The sequence below is a fragment of the Pseudarthrobacter sp. TAF60_1 genome, from assembly GCF_052113505.1.
Taxonomy (GTDB): domain Bacteria; phylum Actinomycetota; class Actinomycetes; order Actinomycetales; family Micrococcaceae; genus Arthrobacter.
This window is the reverse complement of the sequence record NZ_JBFRDI010000022.1, coordinates 12,986-31,289: the sequence shown is the minus strand read 5'-3', so window position 1 is coordinate 31,289 and position 18,304 is coordinate 12,986. Positions and strand designations below refer to the sequence as shown.

Annotated in this window: 13 protein-coding genes; 9 read left to right on the top strand and 4 right to left on the bottom strand. The window is 67.3% G+C overall.

Annotation, left to right across the window (positions count from 1 at the left end; translation table 11 throughout):
- Positions 1-95: 95 nt before the first annotated feature.
- The 3 genes from pheS (at position 96) to AB4Y73_RS19630 (ending at position 4,438) form a co-directional block, all read left to right on the top strand.
- Complete coding sequence (gene pheS / locus AB4Y73_RS19640) at positions 96-1,157, top strand: phenylalanine--tRNA ligase subunit alpha (RefSeq protein ID WP_441874229.1); 1,062 nt, start codon at positions 96-98, stop codon at positions 1,155-1,157.
- Positions 1,158-1,159: 2 nt separating this feature from the next.
- Positions 1,160-3,703, top strand: a complete 2,544-nt coding sequence (gene pheT, locus AB4Y73_RS19635) for a phenylalanine--tRNA ligase subunit beta (RefSeq protein ID WP_441874227.1) — start codon at positions 1,160-1,162, stop codon at positions 3,701-3,703.
- Between the two features lie 336 nt (positions 3,704-4,039).
- Positions 4,040-4,438, top strand: coding sequence for a 4'-phosphopantetheinyl transferase family protein (locus tag AB4Y73_RS19630; protein WP_441874225.1), 399 nt, complete (start codon positions 4,040-4,042; stop codon positions 4,436-4,438).
- Between the two features lie 26 nt (positions 4,439-4,464).
- Here the strand turns inward: AB4Y73_RS19630 and AB4Y73_RS19625 are convergent, their stop codons facing one another.
- The 4 genes from AB4Y73_RS19625 to AB4Y73_RS19610 all read right to left on the bottom strand — a co-directional run bounded on the left by AB4Y73_RS19625 (position 4,465) and on the right by AB4Y73_RS19610 (position 12,102).
- The gene (locus AB4Y73_RS19625) at positions 4,465-5,841 is read right to left on the bottom strand and encodes a M1 family metallopeptidase (protein WP_441874223.1); all 1,377 of its coding nucleotides are present in this window, start codon (positions 5,839-5,841) and stop codon (positions 4,465-4,467) included.
- Positions 5,842-5,893: 52 nt separating this feature from the next.
- Positions 5,894-9,784 (bottom strand): Pls/PosA family non-ribosomal peptide synthetase, encoded by a 3,891-nt coding sequence (locus AB4Y73_RS19620; protein WP_441874247.1) that lies wholly within the window; start codon positions 9,782-9,784, stop codon positions 5,894-5,896.
- Positions 9,785-9,967: 183 nt separating this feature from the next.
- Positions 9,968-10,930 (bottom strand): quinone oxidoreductase family protein, encoded by a 963-nt coding sequence (locus AB4Y73_RS19615; RefSeq protein WP_441874221.1) that lies wholly within the window; start codon positions 10,928-10,930, stop codon positions 9,968-9,970.
- An 89-nt stretch (positions 10,931-11,019) separates the two neighbouring features.
- Positions 11,020-12,102, bottom strand: a complete 1,083-nt coding sequence (locus AB4Y73_RS19610) for a fatty acid desaturase family protein (RefSeq protein WP_441874219.1) — start codon at positions 12,100-12,102, stop codon at positions 11,020-11,022.
- 172 nt (positions 12,103-12,274) lie between these two features.
- On the opposite strand from AB4Y73_RS19610, the gene argC reads away from it, so the two are divergent.
- The 6 genes from argC to AB4Y73_RS19580 are packed head-to-tail and all read left to right on the top strand — an operon-like array spanning position 12,275 to position 18,267.
- Positions 12,275-13,306, top strand: coding sequence for an N-acetyl-gamma-glutamyl-phosphate reductase (gene argC, locus AB4Y73_RS19605; RefSeq protein ID WP_441874217.1), 1,032 nt, complete (start codon positions 12,275-12,277; stop codon positions 13,304-13,306).
- Positions 13,303-14,469: a bifunctional glutamate N-acetyltransferase/amino-acid acetyltransferase ArgJ gene (gene argJ / locus AB4Y73_RS19600; RefSeq protein ID WP_441874214.1), complete on the top strand. Its 1,167-nt coding sequence runs from the start codon at positions 13,303-13,305 to the stop codon at positions 14,467-14,469. The genes argC and argJ overlap by 4 nt, the downstream gene beginning before the upstream one ends.
- Before the next feature lie 30 nt (positions 14,470-14,499).
- On the top strand, positions 14,500-15,456 hold the full coding sequence (gene argB, locus AB4Y73_RS19595; protein WP_441874212.1) for an acetylglutamate kinase: 957 nt from the start codon (positions 14,500-14,502) through the stop codon (positions 15,454-15,456).
- Positions 15,453-16,712: an acetylornithine transaminase gene (locus AB4Y73_RS19590; RefSeq protein ID WP_441874210.1), complete on the top strand. Its 1,260-nt coding sequence runs from the start codon at positions 15,453-15,455 to the stop codon at positions 16,710-16,712. The genes argB and AB4Y73_RS19590 overlap by 4 nt, the downstream gene beginning before the upstream one ends.
- Positions 16,709-17,737: an ornithine carbamoyltransferase gene (argF, locus tag AB4Y73_RS19585; protein ID WP_441874207.1), complete on the top strand. Its 1,029-nt coding sequence runs from the start codon at positions 16,709-16,711 to the stop codon at positions 17,735-17,737. Before AB4Y73_RS19590 ends, argF begins: the two co-directional genes overlap by 4 nt.
- On the top strand, positions 17,737-18,267 hold the full coding sequence (locus tag AB4Y73_RS19580) for an arginine repressor (RefSeq protein ID WP_190988724.1): 531 nt from the start codon (positions 17,737-17,739) through the stop codon (positions 18,265-18,267). The genes argF and AB4Y73_RS19580 overlap by 1 nt, the downstream gene beginning before the upstream one ends.
- Positions 18,268-18,304: the final 37 nt, after the last annotated feature.

The following is an 18,304-nucleotide window of genomic DNA, read 5'->3' as shown; positions in this document are numbered from 1 at the left end:
TCACGAAATGACCTGCCAGTGACGGATGCGCTGCCGGGAAACCGCGCACTGCTGCACCATCACCGGCAGCCCCGACTCGTAGCTAAGAACAGTAGATGACTGAAACTTTGCCGGGCGCCCCCATCCCGAACCCCACGGATGAAGCCGCCATCACTGCCGCTGTAGACCAGGCCATTGCCGCCATTGCCGGCGCGGGCTCCCTTGACGAACTCAAGGCGGTGAGGCTGGCCCATACCGGTGAGAAGTCACCGCTGAGCCTGGCCAACCGCGAGATCGGCGGCCTGCCGAAAGACCAGAAGGCCGTTGCCGGAAAGCTCATGGGCGCGTCCCGCGGCAAGGTCAACAAGGCGCTCGCGGACCGGACAGCCGAGCTGGAAGCCGAAAACGACGCCCGGATCCTGCTGGAAGAGACGGTGGACGTCACTGCCGCACCGCGCCGTCGTCGGGCCGGCGCACGCCACCCGCTCTCCACGCTGCAGGACCGCGTGGCGGACATCTTTGTGGGCATGGGCTGGGAAATCGCCGAAGGCCCCGAGGTTGAATCCGAATGGTTCAACTTCGATGCGCTGAACTTCAAGCCGGACCACCCGGCCCGCGAAATGCAGGACACGTTCTTCGTTGAACCGCCTGAGGCCCACCTCGTCATGCGCACCCACACCTCCCCGGTGCAGGTCCGTTCCATGCTGGAACGCGAGGTGCCCATCTACGTGCTGTGCCCGGGCAAGGTATTCCGAACGGACGAGCTGGACGCCACCCACACGCCCGTGTTCCACCAGTTCGAGGGCCTGGCCATCGACAAGAACCTGAGCATGGCCGACCTCCTCGGCACGCTGGAACACTTCACCCGGCAGATGTTCGGGGACGAAGCACAGGTCCGGCTGCGCCCCAACTACTTCCCATTCACCGAACCGTCCGCCGAACTGGACATCTGGCACCCGGGCGCGAAGGGCGGCCCGCGCTGGATCGAGTGGGGCGGCTGCGGCATGGTCAACCCCAACGTGCTCCGCGCGGCCGGCATCGACCCGGACATCTATTCAGGTTTCGCCTTTGGCATGGGCATCGAGCGTGCGCTGATGTTCCGCAACGAGGTTGGCGACATGCGCGACATGATCGAAGGCGACGTACGTTTCAGCGAGCACTTCGGGATGGAGATCTAACAGTGCGTATCCCAATTTCATGGCTGCGTGAATTCGCAGCAGTACCGGCCGGAGCAACGGCCGAAGACGTGATGGCCGAACTGGTCAAGGTGGGCTTTGAAGAAGAGGCCGTCCACCGCCCCACGGATGCCCTGCAGGGCCCCATCGTGGTGGGCCAGGTCCTGAGCATCGTCAGGGAACCGCAGACCAACGGAAAAACCATCAACTGGTGCCAGGTCCGCGTTGTCCCCGAAGGCCACGCGCAGACCCTGACCGGCGAGGGCATCGACCCAGCCGGAGTGCAGGGAATTATCTGCGGCGCCCACAACTTCGTGGAGGGTGACAAGGTCGTAGTCACCCTGCCCGGCGCCGTCCTGCCCGGCGACTTCCGCATCTCCGCGCGGAAGACCTACGGCCACCTCTCCGCCGGCATGATCGCCTCCGTCCGTGAACTGGGCATCGGCGAGGACCATGACGGCATCCTGGTCCTGTCCCGGGTCGGGCTGGACCCGGAAATCGGCACGGACGCCATGGACCTGCTCGGCCTCTACGACCAGGCAGCCGAAATCAACGTGACCCCGGACCGCGGCTACGCGTTCTCCATCCGCGGAGCGGCCCGTGAATACGCCCACGCCACCGGGACCGGCTTCACCGACCCAGCCGCCAAGGTGCAGGCCCCTGCGGAGCTCTCAGGCGGCTACGGCGTCAAGCTCAACGACGACGCGCCGATCTACGGCAAGCCGGGCTGCGACCGTTTTGTGGCCCGCACCGTCCGCGGTGTGGATGCCGCCAGGCCCACCCCGCCGTGGATGACCTCGCGGCTGCGGCTGGCGGGCATCCGGTCCATCTCCCTGCCGGTGGACATCTCCAACTACGTCATGCTTGAGCTCGGCCAGCCCACGCACTGCTATGACCTGGACAAGCTGTCCGGCGACATCGTGGTGCGCCGTGCGGTCCCGGGGGAGAAGATCATCACCCTGGACAGCAAGGAGCGCACCCTCGACGTCGAGGACCTCCTCATCACCGACGGATCCGGCGCGATCGGTATTGCCGGGGTCATGGGCGGCGCCGCCACCGAGGTGAGCGATTCGACGTCGAACGTCCTGGTTGAGGCGGCCCACTTCGACGAGGTGTCCATCGGCCGCTCCCGCCGCCGCCACAAGCTGCCCTCGGAGGCGTCAAAACGCTTCGAGCGTGGCGTCGACTGGCACGTGGCGGACATCGCCGCCCAGCGTGTGGTTGACCTCCTGGTAGAGCTCGCCGGCGGCGTCGCTGACCAGGCGGGGACCGACGTCGGGACCGCGCCTGACGCCGTGACCATCACGTTGCCGGCGGGCTTCGCCGCCCAGCGGATCGGTATCGACTTCACCGAGGAACAGATCGTCACCTCGCTGGAGGACCTCGGCGCCCTGGTGGAGAAGGCCGACGGCGGCTGGACGGTTACCGCCCCCAGCTGGCGCAACGACCTGGAAACCAAAGAGGACCTCACCGAGGAAATCGCCCGGCTGGTGGGCTACGACAAAATCCCCGCAACCCTCCCGGTGGCCCCTCCCGGACGTGGCCTGACGCGCGTGCAGCAGCAGCGCCGCCGGCTCATCCAGGCACTGGCGGATGCCGGCGTGACCGAAGTCCTGGCCTACCCGTTTGTCACCAAGGCTGCCAACGACACGTTCGGCGTCGCCGAGTCCGGTGCGAACCGGAGCGCGATCAAGCTGGCCAACCCCATCAGCGAGGAACACGGCTACCTGCGGACATCCATCCTCCCGGGCCTGATCGAGGTGGCCAAGCGGAACCACTCCCGCGGCTTCCGCGACCTGGCGCTCTTTGAATCCGGACTGGTGTTCCTGCCCACCGAGGGCATGGGCACAGATTCCATCCCGCCGCTCGGCGTCAAGCCCGCCGATGAGGTACTGGATGCGCTGTACGACGGCGTCCCGGACCAGCCGCTGCATGTCGCCGCCGTCCTGACCGGCCACGATTCACCTGCGGCCGCGGGCCACGCGCCGCGGCTATGGGACTGGGCCGACGCGCTGGATGTGGCCCGGCTCGCCGGGGACGTCCTGGGCGTGGAGATCGTGGTCAGCCAGGGTGCGCACCAGGCGTTCCACCCGGGCCGGGCGGCGAAGCTCTCGCTCCGCACCGGTGAAGTGGTGGGCTATGCCGGTGAGCTGCACCCGAAGCTCCTCGCCGCGCACGACATGCCGGCCCGCTCGGTGGCGCTGGAGTTCAACGCGGATGCCCTCTTTGAAGCTGCAGCGGACGTCATTGTGGCCCGCCACATCTCCACCTTCCCGGTGGCGACGCAGGACGTGGCCCTGGTAGTGCCGCAGGACATCCCGGCCGACCAGGTCCTTGAGGCACTGCGCGAAGGGGCCGGCGAACTGCTGGAGGATGTGGCGCTGTTCGACGTGTACGCCGGCAAGGGCATTGAGGAAGGCAAGAAGTCGCTGGCCTTCGGTTTGCGGTTCCGGGCCACGGACCGCACCCTGACCGCGGATGAGGCTTCGGCCGCGCGTGAAAGCGCCGTCGCCCTGGCCGCCGAGCGCTTCGGCGCCGTCCAGCGCTAGGCGCTGATCTCCGTGGCGGGACCGGAAACGGTGGTCCCGGTCCTGCGTTCCTGCCCTCCCGGTGATCCGGGAGGGCGGTTCGGGTTGTTACCGGAGCACGAAAGGGTCGCGCAGGGCCCGACGGCGGATGGCCGGCTGCCGCTGTTCTGTCCCGCCGAGCTGGCGCGGGCGGCCGCCCTGGCGCCCGGCCCACGGGCCGTTTTTGTGGCTGGCCGGCTGGCTCTGCGAACGTTTGCCGCGGAACTGCTGGACGTCCCGGCGTCGGAGCTCACCACGAACTTCAGCTGCCCCCGGTGCGGTACCGGCCCCGGTTTATCCCACGGCAGGCCCGGCTACATGTTGCAGGGAAAACCGGCGCCGCTGGCACTGAGCCTGTCCCGGAGTTCCGGCTGGATCTTGCTGGGTGCCGTGCTGGAACCGCCTGCGGGTGTAACGATCGGCGTGGACGTTGAGAACCCTGCGCGGCTGGACTTTGACGGGTTCGACGATGTTGCCCTGACCCCGGCCGAGCGCGCGGCACTGGCCGGGCTGTCCGGGCCAGCCCTGCTGCAGGAGCGGGCCCGGCTGTGGGCCCGCAAGGAGGCCTGGCTCAAAATGACCGGCGGCGGCCTCAGCACCGCCCCGGACACCGTGAATGTCCTGCATCGTGCCGAACTCCGGGACCTGGCCCCCGGCGAGGCGGGCCTGCCGCCTGACCTCCGTGCCGCCGTCGCTCTTTCAGCTGCCGGGTCTTAGCCCACAGGACGTCAGCGAAAAGCCCGTCAGCGAACAGGCAGTGGCGGAAGGGCTGTTTCGGAGAGCCACGGGTGCAGCAGCGCCTCGGTGTCCAGCCCCGTGGCCTTGTCCGCGGCGAGAATAAAGGCCGCGGTGGACACCGTGGCGTGCCGGTGGGTGGTGGTCCAGTCGTGCAGGAGCGCAAAAAACGCCAAGTCGCCGCACCGGACACGCAGGGCGTGCAGGGCCAGGGCTCCGCGCTTGTAGACGCGGTCATCAAACATCAGCTCCGGACCCGGGTCGCCGATGACGATGTCCTGGCTGCCGGACGCCAGCTTCCGCCAGGCCGCGGCAGCCCGGTTGGCCACCGGCATGACGCCGGCTTCCTCGGACCAGATCCACTCTGCGTAGCAGGCGAATCCCTCGTGCAGCCAGATGTCCGCCCAGGTTGCGGCCGTGAGGGAGTTGCCGAACCACTGGTGGGCGAGCTCGTGGGCGATGAGCCGCTGGGACTCCCACGCTTGCGTCAGGTGGTTCCGGCCCAGGATGGAGAGCGTTTGCGCCTCGAGGGGTATTTCCAGCTCGTCTTCGGTCACCACCACGGTGTATTCCGGGAAAGGGTAAGGGCCGAAGCAGCTTGCAAAGGTCCGCATCATCTCCGGCTGCCTGGCAAGGCCTGCACGGGCTGTTTCATACAACAGCGCCGGTACGGCGGCATATTGGGGGACCTGCCCGTTCGCGGTGGCGGGATCCAGCCTCAGGAGCTCGTAGCGGCCGATCTGGACGGTGGCAAGGTAGGTGGCCATGGGCTCGGGCTGCTCGTAAACCCACGTCTCGCGGCTTGACCTGCTGGTGTGGGAGACGAGCGTGCCGTTGCAGACCGCCCGGTAATTGGAGTCCGTGGTCACACTGATGCGGTAGCTGGCCTTTTCACCGGGGTGGTCGTTGCAGGGAAACCAGGACGCCGCGCCGTTGGGCTGGCCTGCCACCAGAACGCCATCGGTCAACTCCTCCCAGCCCACTTCACCCCAGAGTCCGCGCCGGGGAGCAGGATTGCCTTCGTACCTGATGTCAAGGGTGAAGACTTCGCCGGCCGGAAGGGCAGTTTCAGGCATGATGACCAGCTGCTCCGCCCGCTGGCTGTACTTGCGCACGCGGCGCCCGCTGAGCTGGATCTTGGTGGCCCGCAGTCCGGTCAGGTCCAGCACAAGGGCCGCCGTGGTGTACTGCGTGACCGCATGCAGGACTGCGCGCCCGCTGAGGCGGTTGCTGCTGAGCTTGTAATCAAGCTCCAGTTCGTAGCGGTTCACCCGGTATGCGTTGGTGCCATGGCCGGGCACGTAGGGGTCCGGCGCTGATGGGCCTTGCTCCGAGGTGGGTGACGGGCCGGTGGTGGCCGCTGGGCTCGGTGCGGGGGAACTCATAAGACGGTCTTTCCGATCAGGAGGGCGGCAGGGACAGCTTGGTGGTGCGGGGCTACCTCGGTTTTGGCGCAGACTTCGCGGGGCCGCTCCAGGGGCTCACCGGGTTTCCCATCCAATACGTCGCGGCCGGAACCGATTCGCCACGCATGACCAGCGACGCCGGTCCCACCGTTCCGCCGTTGCCGATGCTTGCCTGGGGCAGGATCACACCGTGGGGTCCCATGGTTGCCCCGTCTTCGAGGGTAACAGTGTCCAGGCTCATGACCCGGTCATGGAAGAGGTGCGTTTGGACCACGCAGCCGCGGTTGACGGTAGTATTCCGGCCGAGGGTTACCAGGTCAGCTTCCGGGAGCCAGTAGCTTTCGCACCACGTGCCGCGGCCGATCTTTGCCCCGAGGGACCGGAGCCACCAAACCAGGGCCGGCGTCCCGGTGGCTGCGCGTGCAAACCAGGGGGCGCTGACCATTTCGATGAAGGTGTCCACTACTTCGTTCCGCCAGATAAAGGAACTCCACAACGGATGCTCACCTTCACGGATCCGTCCAACCAGGACCCATTTGGCGACGACGGCGCTTCCCGCGGCCGCCGCACCGGCCACCAGCATGACCACGCCGCCCACGGCGGCTGCAATCCCGTAGTTGTACGCCGCTGCCAGCCAGTCGAAGGCAAGCATCACGCCGGCCGCGATGGCCACCGTGGTTACCACCGGGATGAAGCGGCCCAGTTCCCACAGGCAACGGGCGAACTTGAGCCGCAGCGGGGGCTGGTAGGTGCGGGTGTCGTCCGAGGCGATGGCGGTGCGCCGGAGCCGCACGGGCGGGCTGCCCAGCCAGGAGGTGCCGGACTTTGCCTTGGCAGGTGTGGCGGACAGGACAGCCACGAGTGAATTCTTGGGCACGTTCCGGCCGGCAGCGGTCATGCCGGAGTTGCCCAGGAAGGAGCGCTTGCCGATCTTCGCGGGAGCAATCCGGAGCCACCCGCCGTCGAGCTCGTAGGACGCCACCATGGTGTCGTCGGCCAGGAAGGCGCCCTCACCCACTGTGGTCATTTTGGGGATGAGGAGGACAGTGGAGGCCTCGACGTTCTTGCCGATCTTCGCACCGAGCAGGCGGAGCCAGACAGGCGTGAAGAGGCTTGCGTAGACGGGGAACAGCAGGTCGCGGGCCAGGTCCAGCACCCGTTCGGTGGCCCAAACCTGCCAGCCAATCCGGCTGCGGACGCGGTAGTAGCCTTCCTTCAGGCCAATGCCGAGCAGCCGGGTCGTGGCGAGGATGAGCAGGAGGTTGACCACGAACCAGGCGAGGGCCGCGGGCGCCAGGGCAAGAAGGATTTGAGGCACGGCGGCAGACAGCGATTGGCTTCCGCGGATGAACGCGAAGATCACCATCGCTGCCGCTGCTGCGGAGACATAAGGGATCATCGCCAGCACGGCGGAGGCGAGGGAGAAGCCGGCGAACCAGAGCCGGCCGATCAGCCGGTGTTCTCCCGGGGTGTCCGGAAGGGTGTGTTTGGCCTTGCCCCGGCGTTCGGCGGGGGAACCGGCAACGTGGTGCCCGGCCTTGATCTTGCCGAGAACGGCGGAGCCCGGTTCCACCTGTGCACCTGCGCCGATCGAAGCGCCGGGCATCAGCGTGCTGCGCGCACCGATGGTGGCTCCGGCACCAATGCGGACGGCGCCGATGTGGACCACATCGCCGTCGATCCACCAGCCGGAGAGATCCACCTCAGGCTCCACGTTGGAACCGCTGCCGAGGGACAGCAGTCCCGTAACCGGTGGCAGCGAGTGCAGTTGGACGTTATTGCCGATTGTGGCGCCCAAAGCCCGGGCGTAGTAAGGCACCCACGGTGCGCTGGCGAGGCTGATCGCACCCGCCAAATCCTGGATCTGTTCCGCGAGCCACAGGCGCAGGTGGATCTTCCCCGAGCGGGGGTACGTGCCGGGGACCACCTTGCGGAGCAGGACCCTGGCTGCGGCGATGGAGATCAGCATGCGGCCGGCGGGGGAGACGAAGACCAGCCAGGACGCGGCCACCCACCACCAGGACACGGTGGGGGCAGCACTGAAGCCCGCAAATGCGGACAGCAGGTTGTTGGCCGCCATCAGGTACGTCAGCCAGCGCATCCCCACCAAAATGTGCAGCGGGATTCCCATCAGTGTCTGGAAGATCTGCGACTTCAGGGCGGTAGGCCGGACGGTCCTGGCCGGAGCGGGTCCCGCAGCCACACCCTCCGGAAGGGACTGGCGGGCCGTATCAATCAGGGCACCGATCCTTGGGGTCGCGTAGATGTCTGCAACGGTGATGGTGGGATAGCGCACCCGGAGGGCTGAAACCAGCTGGGCGGCCGAGAGTGAGCCGCCGCCGTAGGCGAAGAAATCGGCGTCGAGGCTGGTCACCGGGCTGCCCAGGACGGCGGCCCACTGCCCGGCAACCCAGGCCGCATCCTCGGGGAGGTTCAACGGTGCCGCGTCAGCATCGGCTGCGCCGGATCCGGTCAGCGGCCACGGCAGCGAGTGGCGGTCCACTTTGCCGCTGGTTTTGGTGGGCAGCGAGTCCACCACAGTCAGCAACGGAATGAGCGGGGCCGGCAGGCTGGCGGCCAACTGTTCGCGGGCGGCCGCCAGGTCAAGAGCCGCATCCGCCGCGGCCAGGTAGCCCACCAGGATTTGGTTGCCGGCCGCGGTTGTCTTAACGGCCGCCGCAGCTCCCGCGACGTGCGGGAGGGCCTGCAGGGCGGCGTCTATTTCACCCAGTTCGATCCGGCGTCCGCCCAGTTTCACCTGTTCATCGGCACGGCCCATAAAGACCAGGCCTTCAGCTTCATAACGGACCAGGTCGCCGGAACGGTAGGCGCGGTCCCAGCCGAAGGTGGGCATCGGTGCGTACTTCTCCCGGTCCTTGTCCGGATCCAGGTACCGTGCCAGCCCGACGCCGCCGATGATCAGTTCGCCGATTTCGCCTTCGCCGACGGGAAGGCCATCGGTGTCCACCACGGCCAGGTCCCAGCCGTCCAGCGGCAGGCCGATGCGGACAGGACCGGGTCCGCCCAGGGGAGCGGCGCAGGCCACCACCGTGGCCTCGGTGGGGCCGTACGTGTTCCAGACTTCCCGGCCCGGGACGGCCAGGCGCTCGGCGAGCTCGGGCGGGCAGGCCTCACCACCGAAGATGAGCAGCCGGACATTCTCCAAGGATTCGGCCGGCCACAGGGCAGCAAGGGTGGGGACGGTGGACACCGCGGTGATGCCGTGGTTAATGAGCCAGGGACCAAGATCGGTGCCTGTCCGGACGAGGGCACGCGGGGCGGGCACCAGGCAGGAGCCGTGACGCCAGGCCAGCCACATCTCTTCGCAGGAGGCATCGAAGGCAACGGAAAGGCCGGCCAGCACCCTGTCCTGCGGGCCGAGGGGTTCCTCCTGGAGGAAGATCCTGGCCTCGGCGTCAACAAAAGCGGCGGCGGAGCGGTGCTGGACGGCGACGCCTTTGGGCGTGCCGGTGGACCCGGAGGTGAAGATGATCCAGGCGTCGTCGCCGGGCTCCGCGAGTCGGCGCTCGGCTTCCCTGCGCACGGCGTCGCTACGGACGGCGTCGCTTTGGCCGATCGCATCCCTGGGCTCCGGGAGCGTGACGGCGTCCCCGCCGGTGAGGACTGCGACGACGCGCGCCTCGCCGAAGACCAGCCGGGCACGTTCCTCAGGATCGTCCGCATCGACGGGCACGTAGGCGGCGCCGATGTACAGGATCGCCAGAATCGAGATGTAGAGCTCGTTTGTCCCGGATGGAATGCGGACGCCGATCCTGTCGCCGGCGCCGAGCCCCGCGGCCTGCAGTTCACGTCCCTTGGCCCGCACGGCGGCCATCAGGTCGGCGTAACTCAGGGACCGCCGGCCGTCGTCGAGCGCCGACGCCTCGGGGAACCGGGAAGCCGAGTCCTCGAGGATAGCCATCAGGGTCCGCTCGGGCGGGGCCAGGGGCAACCCGGGCAGCTGGGGGCGGAATAACTCTTCAGGCAGGGAAGCGACGACGTCAGGCAGGTGCTCACTCACTGTCGAATTATGCCCGCCGAAGGTGAACGGAAGGTGTCCACAGTTAGTTGAAGGTTCACATTCCGTTCACCCGTACCGTGCGAGTCAGGGAACAAGGAGGACCTTGCCCGTGGTGCGACGGCCTTCGAGGTCCTGGTGGGCCCGTCCCGCTTCTGCCAGCGGATAGCTCGCACCGATTCTTACCTTGAGGCTTCCGTCCGCCACGGCAGCGAAAATTTCGCTGGACCGCCACAGCCGTTCCTGGGGATTGGCGAGGAAGTCGGCGAGCTTTGGCCGCGTCAGGGACAGGGAGCCGCCGGCATTGAGCCGCTGCGGATCCACCGGCGGCACCGCGCCGGAAGCAGCTCCGAACAAAACGAGGAATCCCCGGGGGCGCAGGCTGGCAAGTGAGCCGTCGAACGTGTCTTTCCCGACGCCGTCGTACACCACATCGACGCCGACGCCGTTGGTTAACTCCCGCACGGCGTCCGCGAAGCCCTCGTAGCGGAGTACCTCGTCCGCGCCGGCGGCGCGGGCAAGTTCTTCCTTTTCGTCGGTGGAGACGGTGGTGATGACGCGGGCGCCGCGGGTCTTCAGGAGCTGCGTGATGAGCAGTCCCACGCCGCCCGCGCCGGCGTGGACCAGCACGGTGTGGCCGGGCTGCACTTTGAAGGAGGAGTTGATGAGGTAGTGGGCGGTCATGCCCTGCAGGGGCAGTGCCGCGGCCGTGTGGAGGTCCACGCCCTCGGGAACGGGAAGTGCTTTCGCTGCGTTAAGGACGGTGTATTCCGCGTAGCATTCCTGTCCCTCGGCGGTTGCCACCCGGCTGCCCACGGCAAAGCCTTCGACGCCCTCCCCGACTTCCTCAACGGTTCCGGCAGCCTCGGAGCCGGGGGTGAATGGATACGCCACTTTGTACATGCCGCCGCGCTGGTAGGTCTCAATGAAGTTGACCCCGGTGGCCGCCACCTTGACCAGCAGCTGACCGGGGCCGGGCGTGGGACGCTCCACCTCAGCGGACTCGAGGACTTCCGGACCACCGGACTGGCGGGCAACGACTGCGTGCATGGGACGTCTCCTCTCCGGGCGGGGCTTTCCCGGGCCGGTTCTCTGACCATCCTAGGGAAAGCTCTTCCGACGACGAAGTTCTGCAGGGGTTAGTAGGGGCGGGTGACCGTTGCCATGGGGCATTCGAAGTGGCGCCCGGCGGAGAGCCCAACGTCGTTGAGGTAGCGGACGATGATGCCGTAGGACTGAAGCAATGTGGTTTCCGTGTAGGGGACCTGGTGCCTTTTGCAGTATTCGCGGACGATCTTGGCGGCTTTGTCCAGCTGGGGGCGCGCCATGTCGGGGAAGAGGTGGTGCTCAGCCTGGCGGTTCAGGCCGCCGAGCAGGATGTCCATAAAACGGCCACCGGAGATGTTCCGGGAGGTCAGGACCTGGCGGCTGAAGAAGTCCACGCGACTGTCCGCGGGCAGCACGGGCATGCCCTTGTGGTTCGGTGCGAAGGAAGCACCCATGTAGAAGCCGAACACCGCAAGCTGCACGCCGATGAAGGCGAACGCCATACCCAGCGGCAGGAAGGTGAAAGCCAGGACGGGCAGGACGCTGAGGCGGGCCAGCAGGATGGGAAGCTCCACCCAGCGGTGCGTGACCTTGGCCCGGCGGAAGACGAACTTGACTGAATCGATCTGCAGGCCAAGGCCAACCAGGAACAGCAGGGGGAAGAAGAACCAGCCCTGCTTGCGGGTCAGGAAAGCGAACCGTCCCTGCCGGTCGGCAACCGCTTCGGTGTGGAACGCGATGGGGCCGGGGGCGATGTCCGGATCCTTGGAGATGACGTTGGGGTGGTTGTGGTGGGCGCCGTGCTTCTGCTCCCACCAGGAGTAGCTCATGCCGGCCACCGAGGTGGCCAGGATGCGTGCGGTCCAGTCATTGGCCCGGCGGGATGCGAAGATTTGGCGGTGGCCGGCTTCGTGGGCCAGGAAACTTAGCTGCGTGCACAGGACGCCGACAGCTGCGGCGATGAGGAGCTGGAACCAGCTGTCGCCGATCAGGGCGAAGCCGAACCAGGCCGCAGTCATCAGCAGGACAAGGCTGGCAAACACGGTGACGTAGAAGCCGACGCGGCGTTCCAGCAGGCCTTCGGCTTTGACGCTCTTCAGCAGCTCCGAGTAACTCAGGACAACTGCGTTCGGCTTGCGGACACGCGATGGAGGGGTGTGTAGGGTGGTGGACATGAAGCGGGGCCTCGTCACAGTTACGGGCAACGCTGCAGCCGACATTCGGACTGCGCGGTCAGGTTCACCCTCACTCCAGCCTACGGGTACGTGTCCAACCGGCCCCGAGGGCAGGAAGCAGTGCCTGCATAAATATCGGGCACACTGAATATTTTTGCTGTATGATTGAGCCATGACTATTTCTGTTGCCGTCTCCGGGGCCAGCGGTTACGCCGGAGGAGAGGTCTTGCGCCTGCTCGCGGGCCACCCGGACGTGACCATTGGTGCCATCACTGCGCACAGTAATGCGGGTTCCCGCCTCGGCGAACTCCAGCCGCACCTGCATGGGCTCGCCAGCCGCATCCTCGAAGACACCACGGTGGAAAACCTTGCCGGTCACGACGTGGTGTTCCTGGCGCTCCCGCATGGTGCGTCCGCCGAGATTGCGGCGCAGCTTCCTGAAGGCACCGTAGTGATCGACGCCGGCGCAGACCACCGCCTCGAGGATCCGGCGGCATGGGAAAAGTTTTACGGCTCCGCCCACGCAGGCACCTGGCCCTATGGGCTGCCGGAACTCCCGGGCCAGCGGGATGCCCTCAAGGGCGTCACCCGGATCGCCGTCCCCGGCTGCTACCCGACGTCGGCCCTGCTGGCGCTGACACCCGGCTTCGCCGCCAAACTGCTGCAGCCCGACGACGTCGTGGTCGTTTCCGCCTCCGGCACCTCGGGTGCGGGCAAGGCGGCGAAGGTGAACCTCATCGGCTCTGAGGTCATGGGCTCCATGAGCCCCTACGGGGTGGGCGGCGGCCACCGCCACACGCCGGAGATCGAGCAGGGGCTCTCCAACGCCGCCGGGGAACGTGTCACCGTCTCCTTTACGCCCACGCTCGCGCCGATGAGCCGCGGCATCCTCACCACCGCCACCGCAAAGGTCAAGCCGGGCACCACTGCCGCGGAACTCCGCCAGGCCTGGGCCGATGCCTACGACGACGAGCCGTTTGTGCACCTGCTCCCGGAGGGGCAATGGCCCACCACCAAGTCCGTGGTCGGGTCCAACCATGCCGCGATGCAGCTGGCCTTTGATGAACACACCGGCCGCGTGATCGTGACCTGCGTCATTGATAACCTCACCAAGGGGACTGCCGGCGGCGCCGTGCAGTCCATGAATATTGCCCTTGGCCTGCCTGAAACGGCCGGCCTCAACCTGCAGGGAGTTGCCCCGTGACCGTTACCGCACCCCTGGGATTCCGGGCCGCCGGCATCACTGCCGGCCTGAAGACCTCCGGTAAGCCGGACCTCGCACTGGTTGTCAATGATGGCCCGTCCAAGACGGCGGCCGCGGTCTTCACCACCAACCGCGTTGCCGCGGCGCCTGTCCACTGGTCCCGGCAGGTGGTCTCGGACGGCCGGGTGGACGCTGTGGTGCTCAACTCCGGCGGGGCCAACGCCTGTACAGGTCCCCAGGGCTTCCAGAACACGCACAGCACGGCCGAGAAGGTAGCGGGAGTCCTCGGCATTTCAGCCACAGACGTGTTCGTCTGTTCCACCGGCCTGATCGGCGAGCAGCTGCCCATGGACAAGATCCTCCCCGGCGTCGAGGCTGCGGCCGCGGCGCTCAGCACAGACGGTGGCCCGGATGCCGGAAACGCCATCATGACCACCGACTCCGTGCCGAAGTCTGCGTTGTTCATCGGAACGGATGCGGACGGCCAGGAATTCACCATCGGCGGGATCGCCAAGGGAGCCGGCATGCTGGCGCCCGGGCTGGCCACCATGCTGGTGGTCCTCACCACTGACGCCCTGGTGCAGCCGGAAATGCTCGACGTCGTCCTCCGCGACGCCACGCGCGTCACCTTTGACCGGGCTGATTCGGACGGCTGCATGTCCACGAACGACACCGTGGTGCTGATGGCCTCCGGCGCATCCGGCGCCGTCCCGTCCGCCGAAGCGTTTGGTGCCGGGCTCACCCAGGTGTGTGCGGAGCTGGCACGCAAGCTCATCGGGGACGCCGAGGGTGCCAGCCATGACATCGCCATCCGCACCTTCAACGCCGCCACCGAGCGCGACGCCGAAACCGTCAGCCGCTCCGTGGCCCGGTCCAACCTCTTTAAGGCAGCCATTTTCGGCAAGGACCCCAACTGGGGCCGTGTGCTGTCCGCTGTAGGAACCACCGACGCCGTGTTCGAACCGGACCAGCTTAACGTCGCCATCAACGGCATCCAGATCTGCCGGAACGGCAGCATTGGCGATGACCGTAACCTGGTGGACCTGGAACCCCGCGAAGCCCTGGTGGAGATCGACCTGCGGTCCGGCGACGCCGAGGCCACCATCTGGACCAACGATCTCACCCACGACTACGTCCACGAGAACAGCGCCTACTCAAGCTAGATCCGCGAGCAACCCTGGAGATACCGCAGCATGAACACCCAGACCCGCGAGACCACGTCCATGAGTGATGCCCAAAGCAAAGCCGGAACGCTGATCGAGGCGCTGCCCTGGATCCAGCGCTTCGCCGGCACCACCATGGTGATCAAGTACGGCGGCAACGCCATGGTCAACGATGAACTGCGCCGGGCGTTCGCCGAGGACGTGGTGTTCCTGCACCACGTTGGCATCCACCCTGTGGTGGTCCACGGCGGCGGCCCACAGATCAATGCCATGCTGTCGCGGCTGGGCATCGAGTCCGAGTTCAAGGGCGGCCTGCGCGTCACTACGCCCGAAGCCATGGACGTGGTCCGGATGGTCCTCACCGGCCAGGTGGGCCGCGAACTGGTTGGCCTGATCAACTCCCACGGCCCCTACGCGGTGGGCATGTCCGGTGAAGATGGCGGTTTGCTGCGGGCCGTCCGCACGGGAACCGTCATCGACGGCGAGGAAGTGGACCTGGGACTCGTCGGCGAAGTGGTGGGCGTGAACCCGGAGGGCATCCTGGACATCTTGGCAGCCGGCCGCATCCCGGTCATCTCCACCGTGGCCCCGGAAATCGAGTCCGGCGGCATCGAGACGGCAGCCGGCGAAGTCCAGACCACCGGCCAGGTCCTCAACGTCAACGCGGATACCGCAGCGGCTGCCGTGGCCGAAGCCCTCGGGGCATCCAAGCTGGTGATCCTGACCGACGTCGAAGGCCTCTACGCCAACTGGCCGGACAGGTCATCGCTCATTTCTTCCCTGACGGCGTCGGAATTGCGTGAGCTGCTGCCGTCACTCGAGTCCGGCATGATCCCCAAGATGGAAGCGTGCCTCAAAGCCATCGAAGGCGGAGTGGAGCGCGCGCACATTGTGGACGGCAGGCTGCCGCACTCCATGCTCCTGGAAACATTTACAACCGCGGGCATCGGCACGCAAGTTGTTCCCGACGAGGAAGTGAAAGCATGAGCGAGATCCAACAAACCCCTGTGTCGGAGCTGGTGGAAACCACGGGCCACACCAGTGGCGCCGAGTGGCTGGCCCGCTACTCCTCGTCCCTCATGGGCGTCTTCGGTACGCCGCAGCGTGTCCTGGTCCGGGGTGCCGGCTGCCTGGTCTGGGACGCGGACGGCAAGGAATATCTGGACCTCCTCGGCGGCATCGCCGTTAACGCCCTGGGTCACGCCAACCCGTTCGTCACCTCCGTGATTTCGAGCCAGCTGGCCACGCTGGGGCACGTCTCCAATTTCTTTACCAGCCCCACCCAGATCGCCCTTGCGGAAAAACTGCTGGCTCTGGCGCACGCGCCGGCCGGTTCCAAGGTGTTCTTCGCCAACTCCGGCACGGAAGCTATCGAAGCCGCCTTCAAGCTGGCGCGAAGGAACGCTACCGGACCCAACGGCGCGCCCCGCACCAAGATCATTGCCCTCGAAGGGGCCTTCCACGGGCGCACCATGGGTGCCCTGGCGCTGACCGCCAAGGAAGCCTACCGGGCACCCTTCGAGCCGCTGCCCGGCGGGGTTGTCCATATCCCGTTCGGGGATGTCGCAGCCCTCGAGGCCGCCATCGACGAGTCTGTTGCCGCCGTTTTCCTGGAGCCCATCCAGGGCGAGGCCGGCGTCCGGCCGCTGCCTGCCGGCTACCTGAAGGCAGCCCGCGCCGCGACCAGCAAGGCCGGCGCCCTGCTGATTTTGGACGAGGTCCAGACAGGGATCGGCCGCACCGGCAAATGGTTCGCCAGCGAGGACGCCGGAATAGTCCCGGATGCCATCACCCTGGCCAAGGGCCTCGGCGGCGGATTCCCCATCGGCGCGCTCATCACCTTCGGGGAGCAGACGTCGTCGCTCCTGACCGCCGGCCAGCACGGCAGTACCTTCGGCGGCAACCCGGTGGCGACGGCGGCCGCCCTGGCCACGCTGCACGCGCTCGAAAGCCAGCGGGTGCTGGAGAACGTCGCGAAGGTGGGGGAGTACCTCCGCACCGGACTGGCCGACGTCGACGGCGTCACGGAAGTTCGCGGCGAAGGCCTGCTGATCGGATTCGACCTGGACGCCGACGTGGCACCTGCCGTGGTGGCCGCCGGCCTCGACGCCGGCTTCATCGTCAACAGCCCCGGCCCGTACACCATCCGGCTTGCCCCGCCGCTGGTCCTCACCACCGAACAGGCCGGCACGTTCCTCGCCGCCCTCCCGGCCCTCCTCCAGACAGCGAAGGACGCTCAGTGACCCCTTTAGTTTCAGCCGCCGCAGCACCAAGCACCACCCGCCACTTCCTGAAGGACACCGACCTCAGCCCGGCCGAGCAGGCAGAGGTCCTGAACCTGGCTGTCCGGATGAAGGCCTCGCCGTACAGCGTGCAGCCGTTCGCCGCGGAGGGCAACGGCCGCAAGACCGTCGCCGTCATCTTCGACAAGACCTCCACCCGCACCCGCGTCTCCTTCGCCACGGGCATCGCGGACATGGGCGGCAACGCACTGATCATCAACCCGGGCGAGGCGCAGATCGGCCACAAGGAATCCGTCGAGGACACGGCCAGGGTCCTCGAACGCATGGTCTCCACCATCGTGTGGCGCACTGGTGCCCACTCCGGCCTGGTGGCCATGGCGGAAAACTCCAAGGTGCCGGTCATCAACGCCCTGTGCGACGACTACCACCCCTGCCAGCTCCTGGCCGACCTGCTCGCCGTCAAGGAACACAAGGGCGAGCTCAAGGGCCTGACCATGGCCTACCTCGGCGATGCCGCCAACAACATGGCCAACTCCTACCTGCTGGCGGGCGTCACCGCCGGGATGCACGTCCGCATCGCCGGGCCGGAAGGCTACCTCCCGGCCGCGGAGATCGTCGCCGCAGCCGAAGAGCGCGCAGCTGAGACAGGCGGGTCCGTGCTGGTCACCACCGACGCCACAGCAGCCCTGAAAGATGCCGACGTCGTCGCGACAGACACCTGGGTCTCCATGGGCCAGGAAGCCGAAAAGGAAGCCCGGCTGCAGCTGTTCCGGGAGTACTCCGTCGATGAGGCGGCCATGGCGCACGCGGCGGATGACGCCGTCGTGCTTCACTGCCTGCCCGCCTACCGCGGCTATGAAATTTCGGCCGGTGTCATCGACGGGCCCCAGTCCATCGTGTGGGACGAGGCCGAGAACCGGCTGCACGCCCAGAAGGCGCTGATGGCGTGGCTGATGCACCGGTCCGGGCTGGCATTCGTCGAGGGCCTTTCGCCGGTTGAGGGCACCGGGGAGAGCACGTTCTAGTGTCCGTCCCGTCCGCAGCGCCGGGCTCCAGCCCGGCCACCAAAACGGCCCGCCAGGCGCGCATCGCCGCCATCCTGACGGGTGAATCGGTGCGCTCCCAGGCGGAGCTGGCCGCGCTGCTGGCGGACGACGGCGTCCAGGTCACCCAGGCGACCCTGTCCCGGGACCTGGTGGAACTCGGCGCCGTCCGCGTCCGCGGCAAGGAGGGCGTGCTGGTCTACGCCGTCCCCGGTGAAGGCGGCGAACGTGCGGCCAAGAGCGGCGTGAGCCAGGAAATCCTGGACGCCCGGCTCGCGCGGCTGTGCAGCGAACTGCTGGTCACGGCGGAAGCATCGGCCAACATCGCGGTACTCCGGACCCCGCCCGGCGCGGCCAACTTCCTGGCACTGGCCATCGATCACTCGGTGATGCCGTCGATCCTGGGGACCATCGCCGGTGACGACACCGTGCTGCTGGTCTCGCGGGATCCGCAGGGCGGGCAGGACCTCGCCGTCCGGTTCCTGCAACTGGCCGAGGAAGCCGCGCAATAACCTTCGCGCCATAAACTTGAAGACAACCAAGAACCAA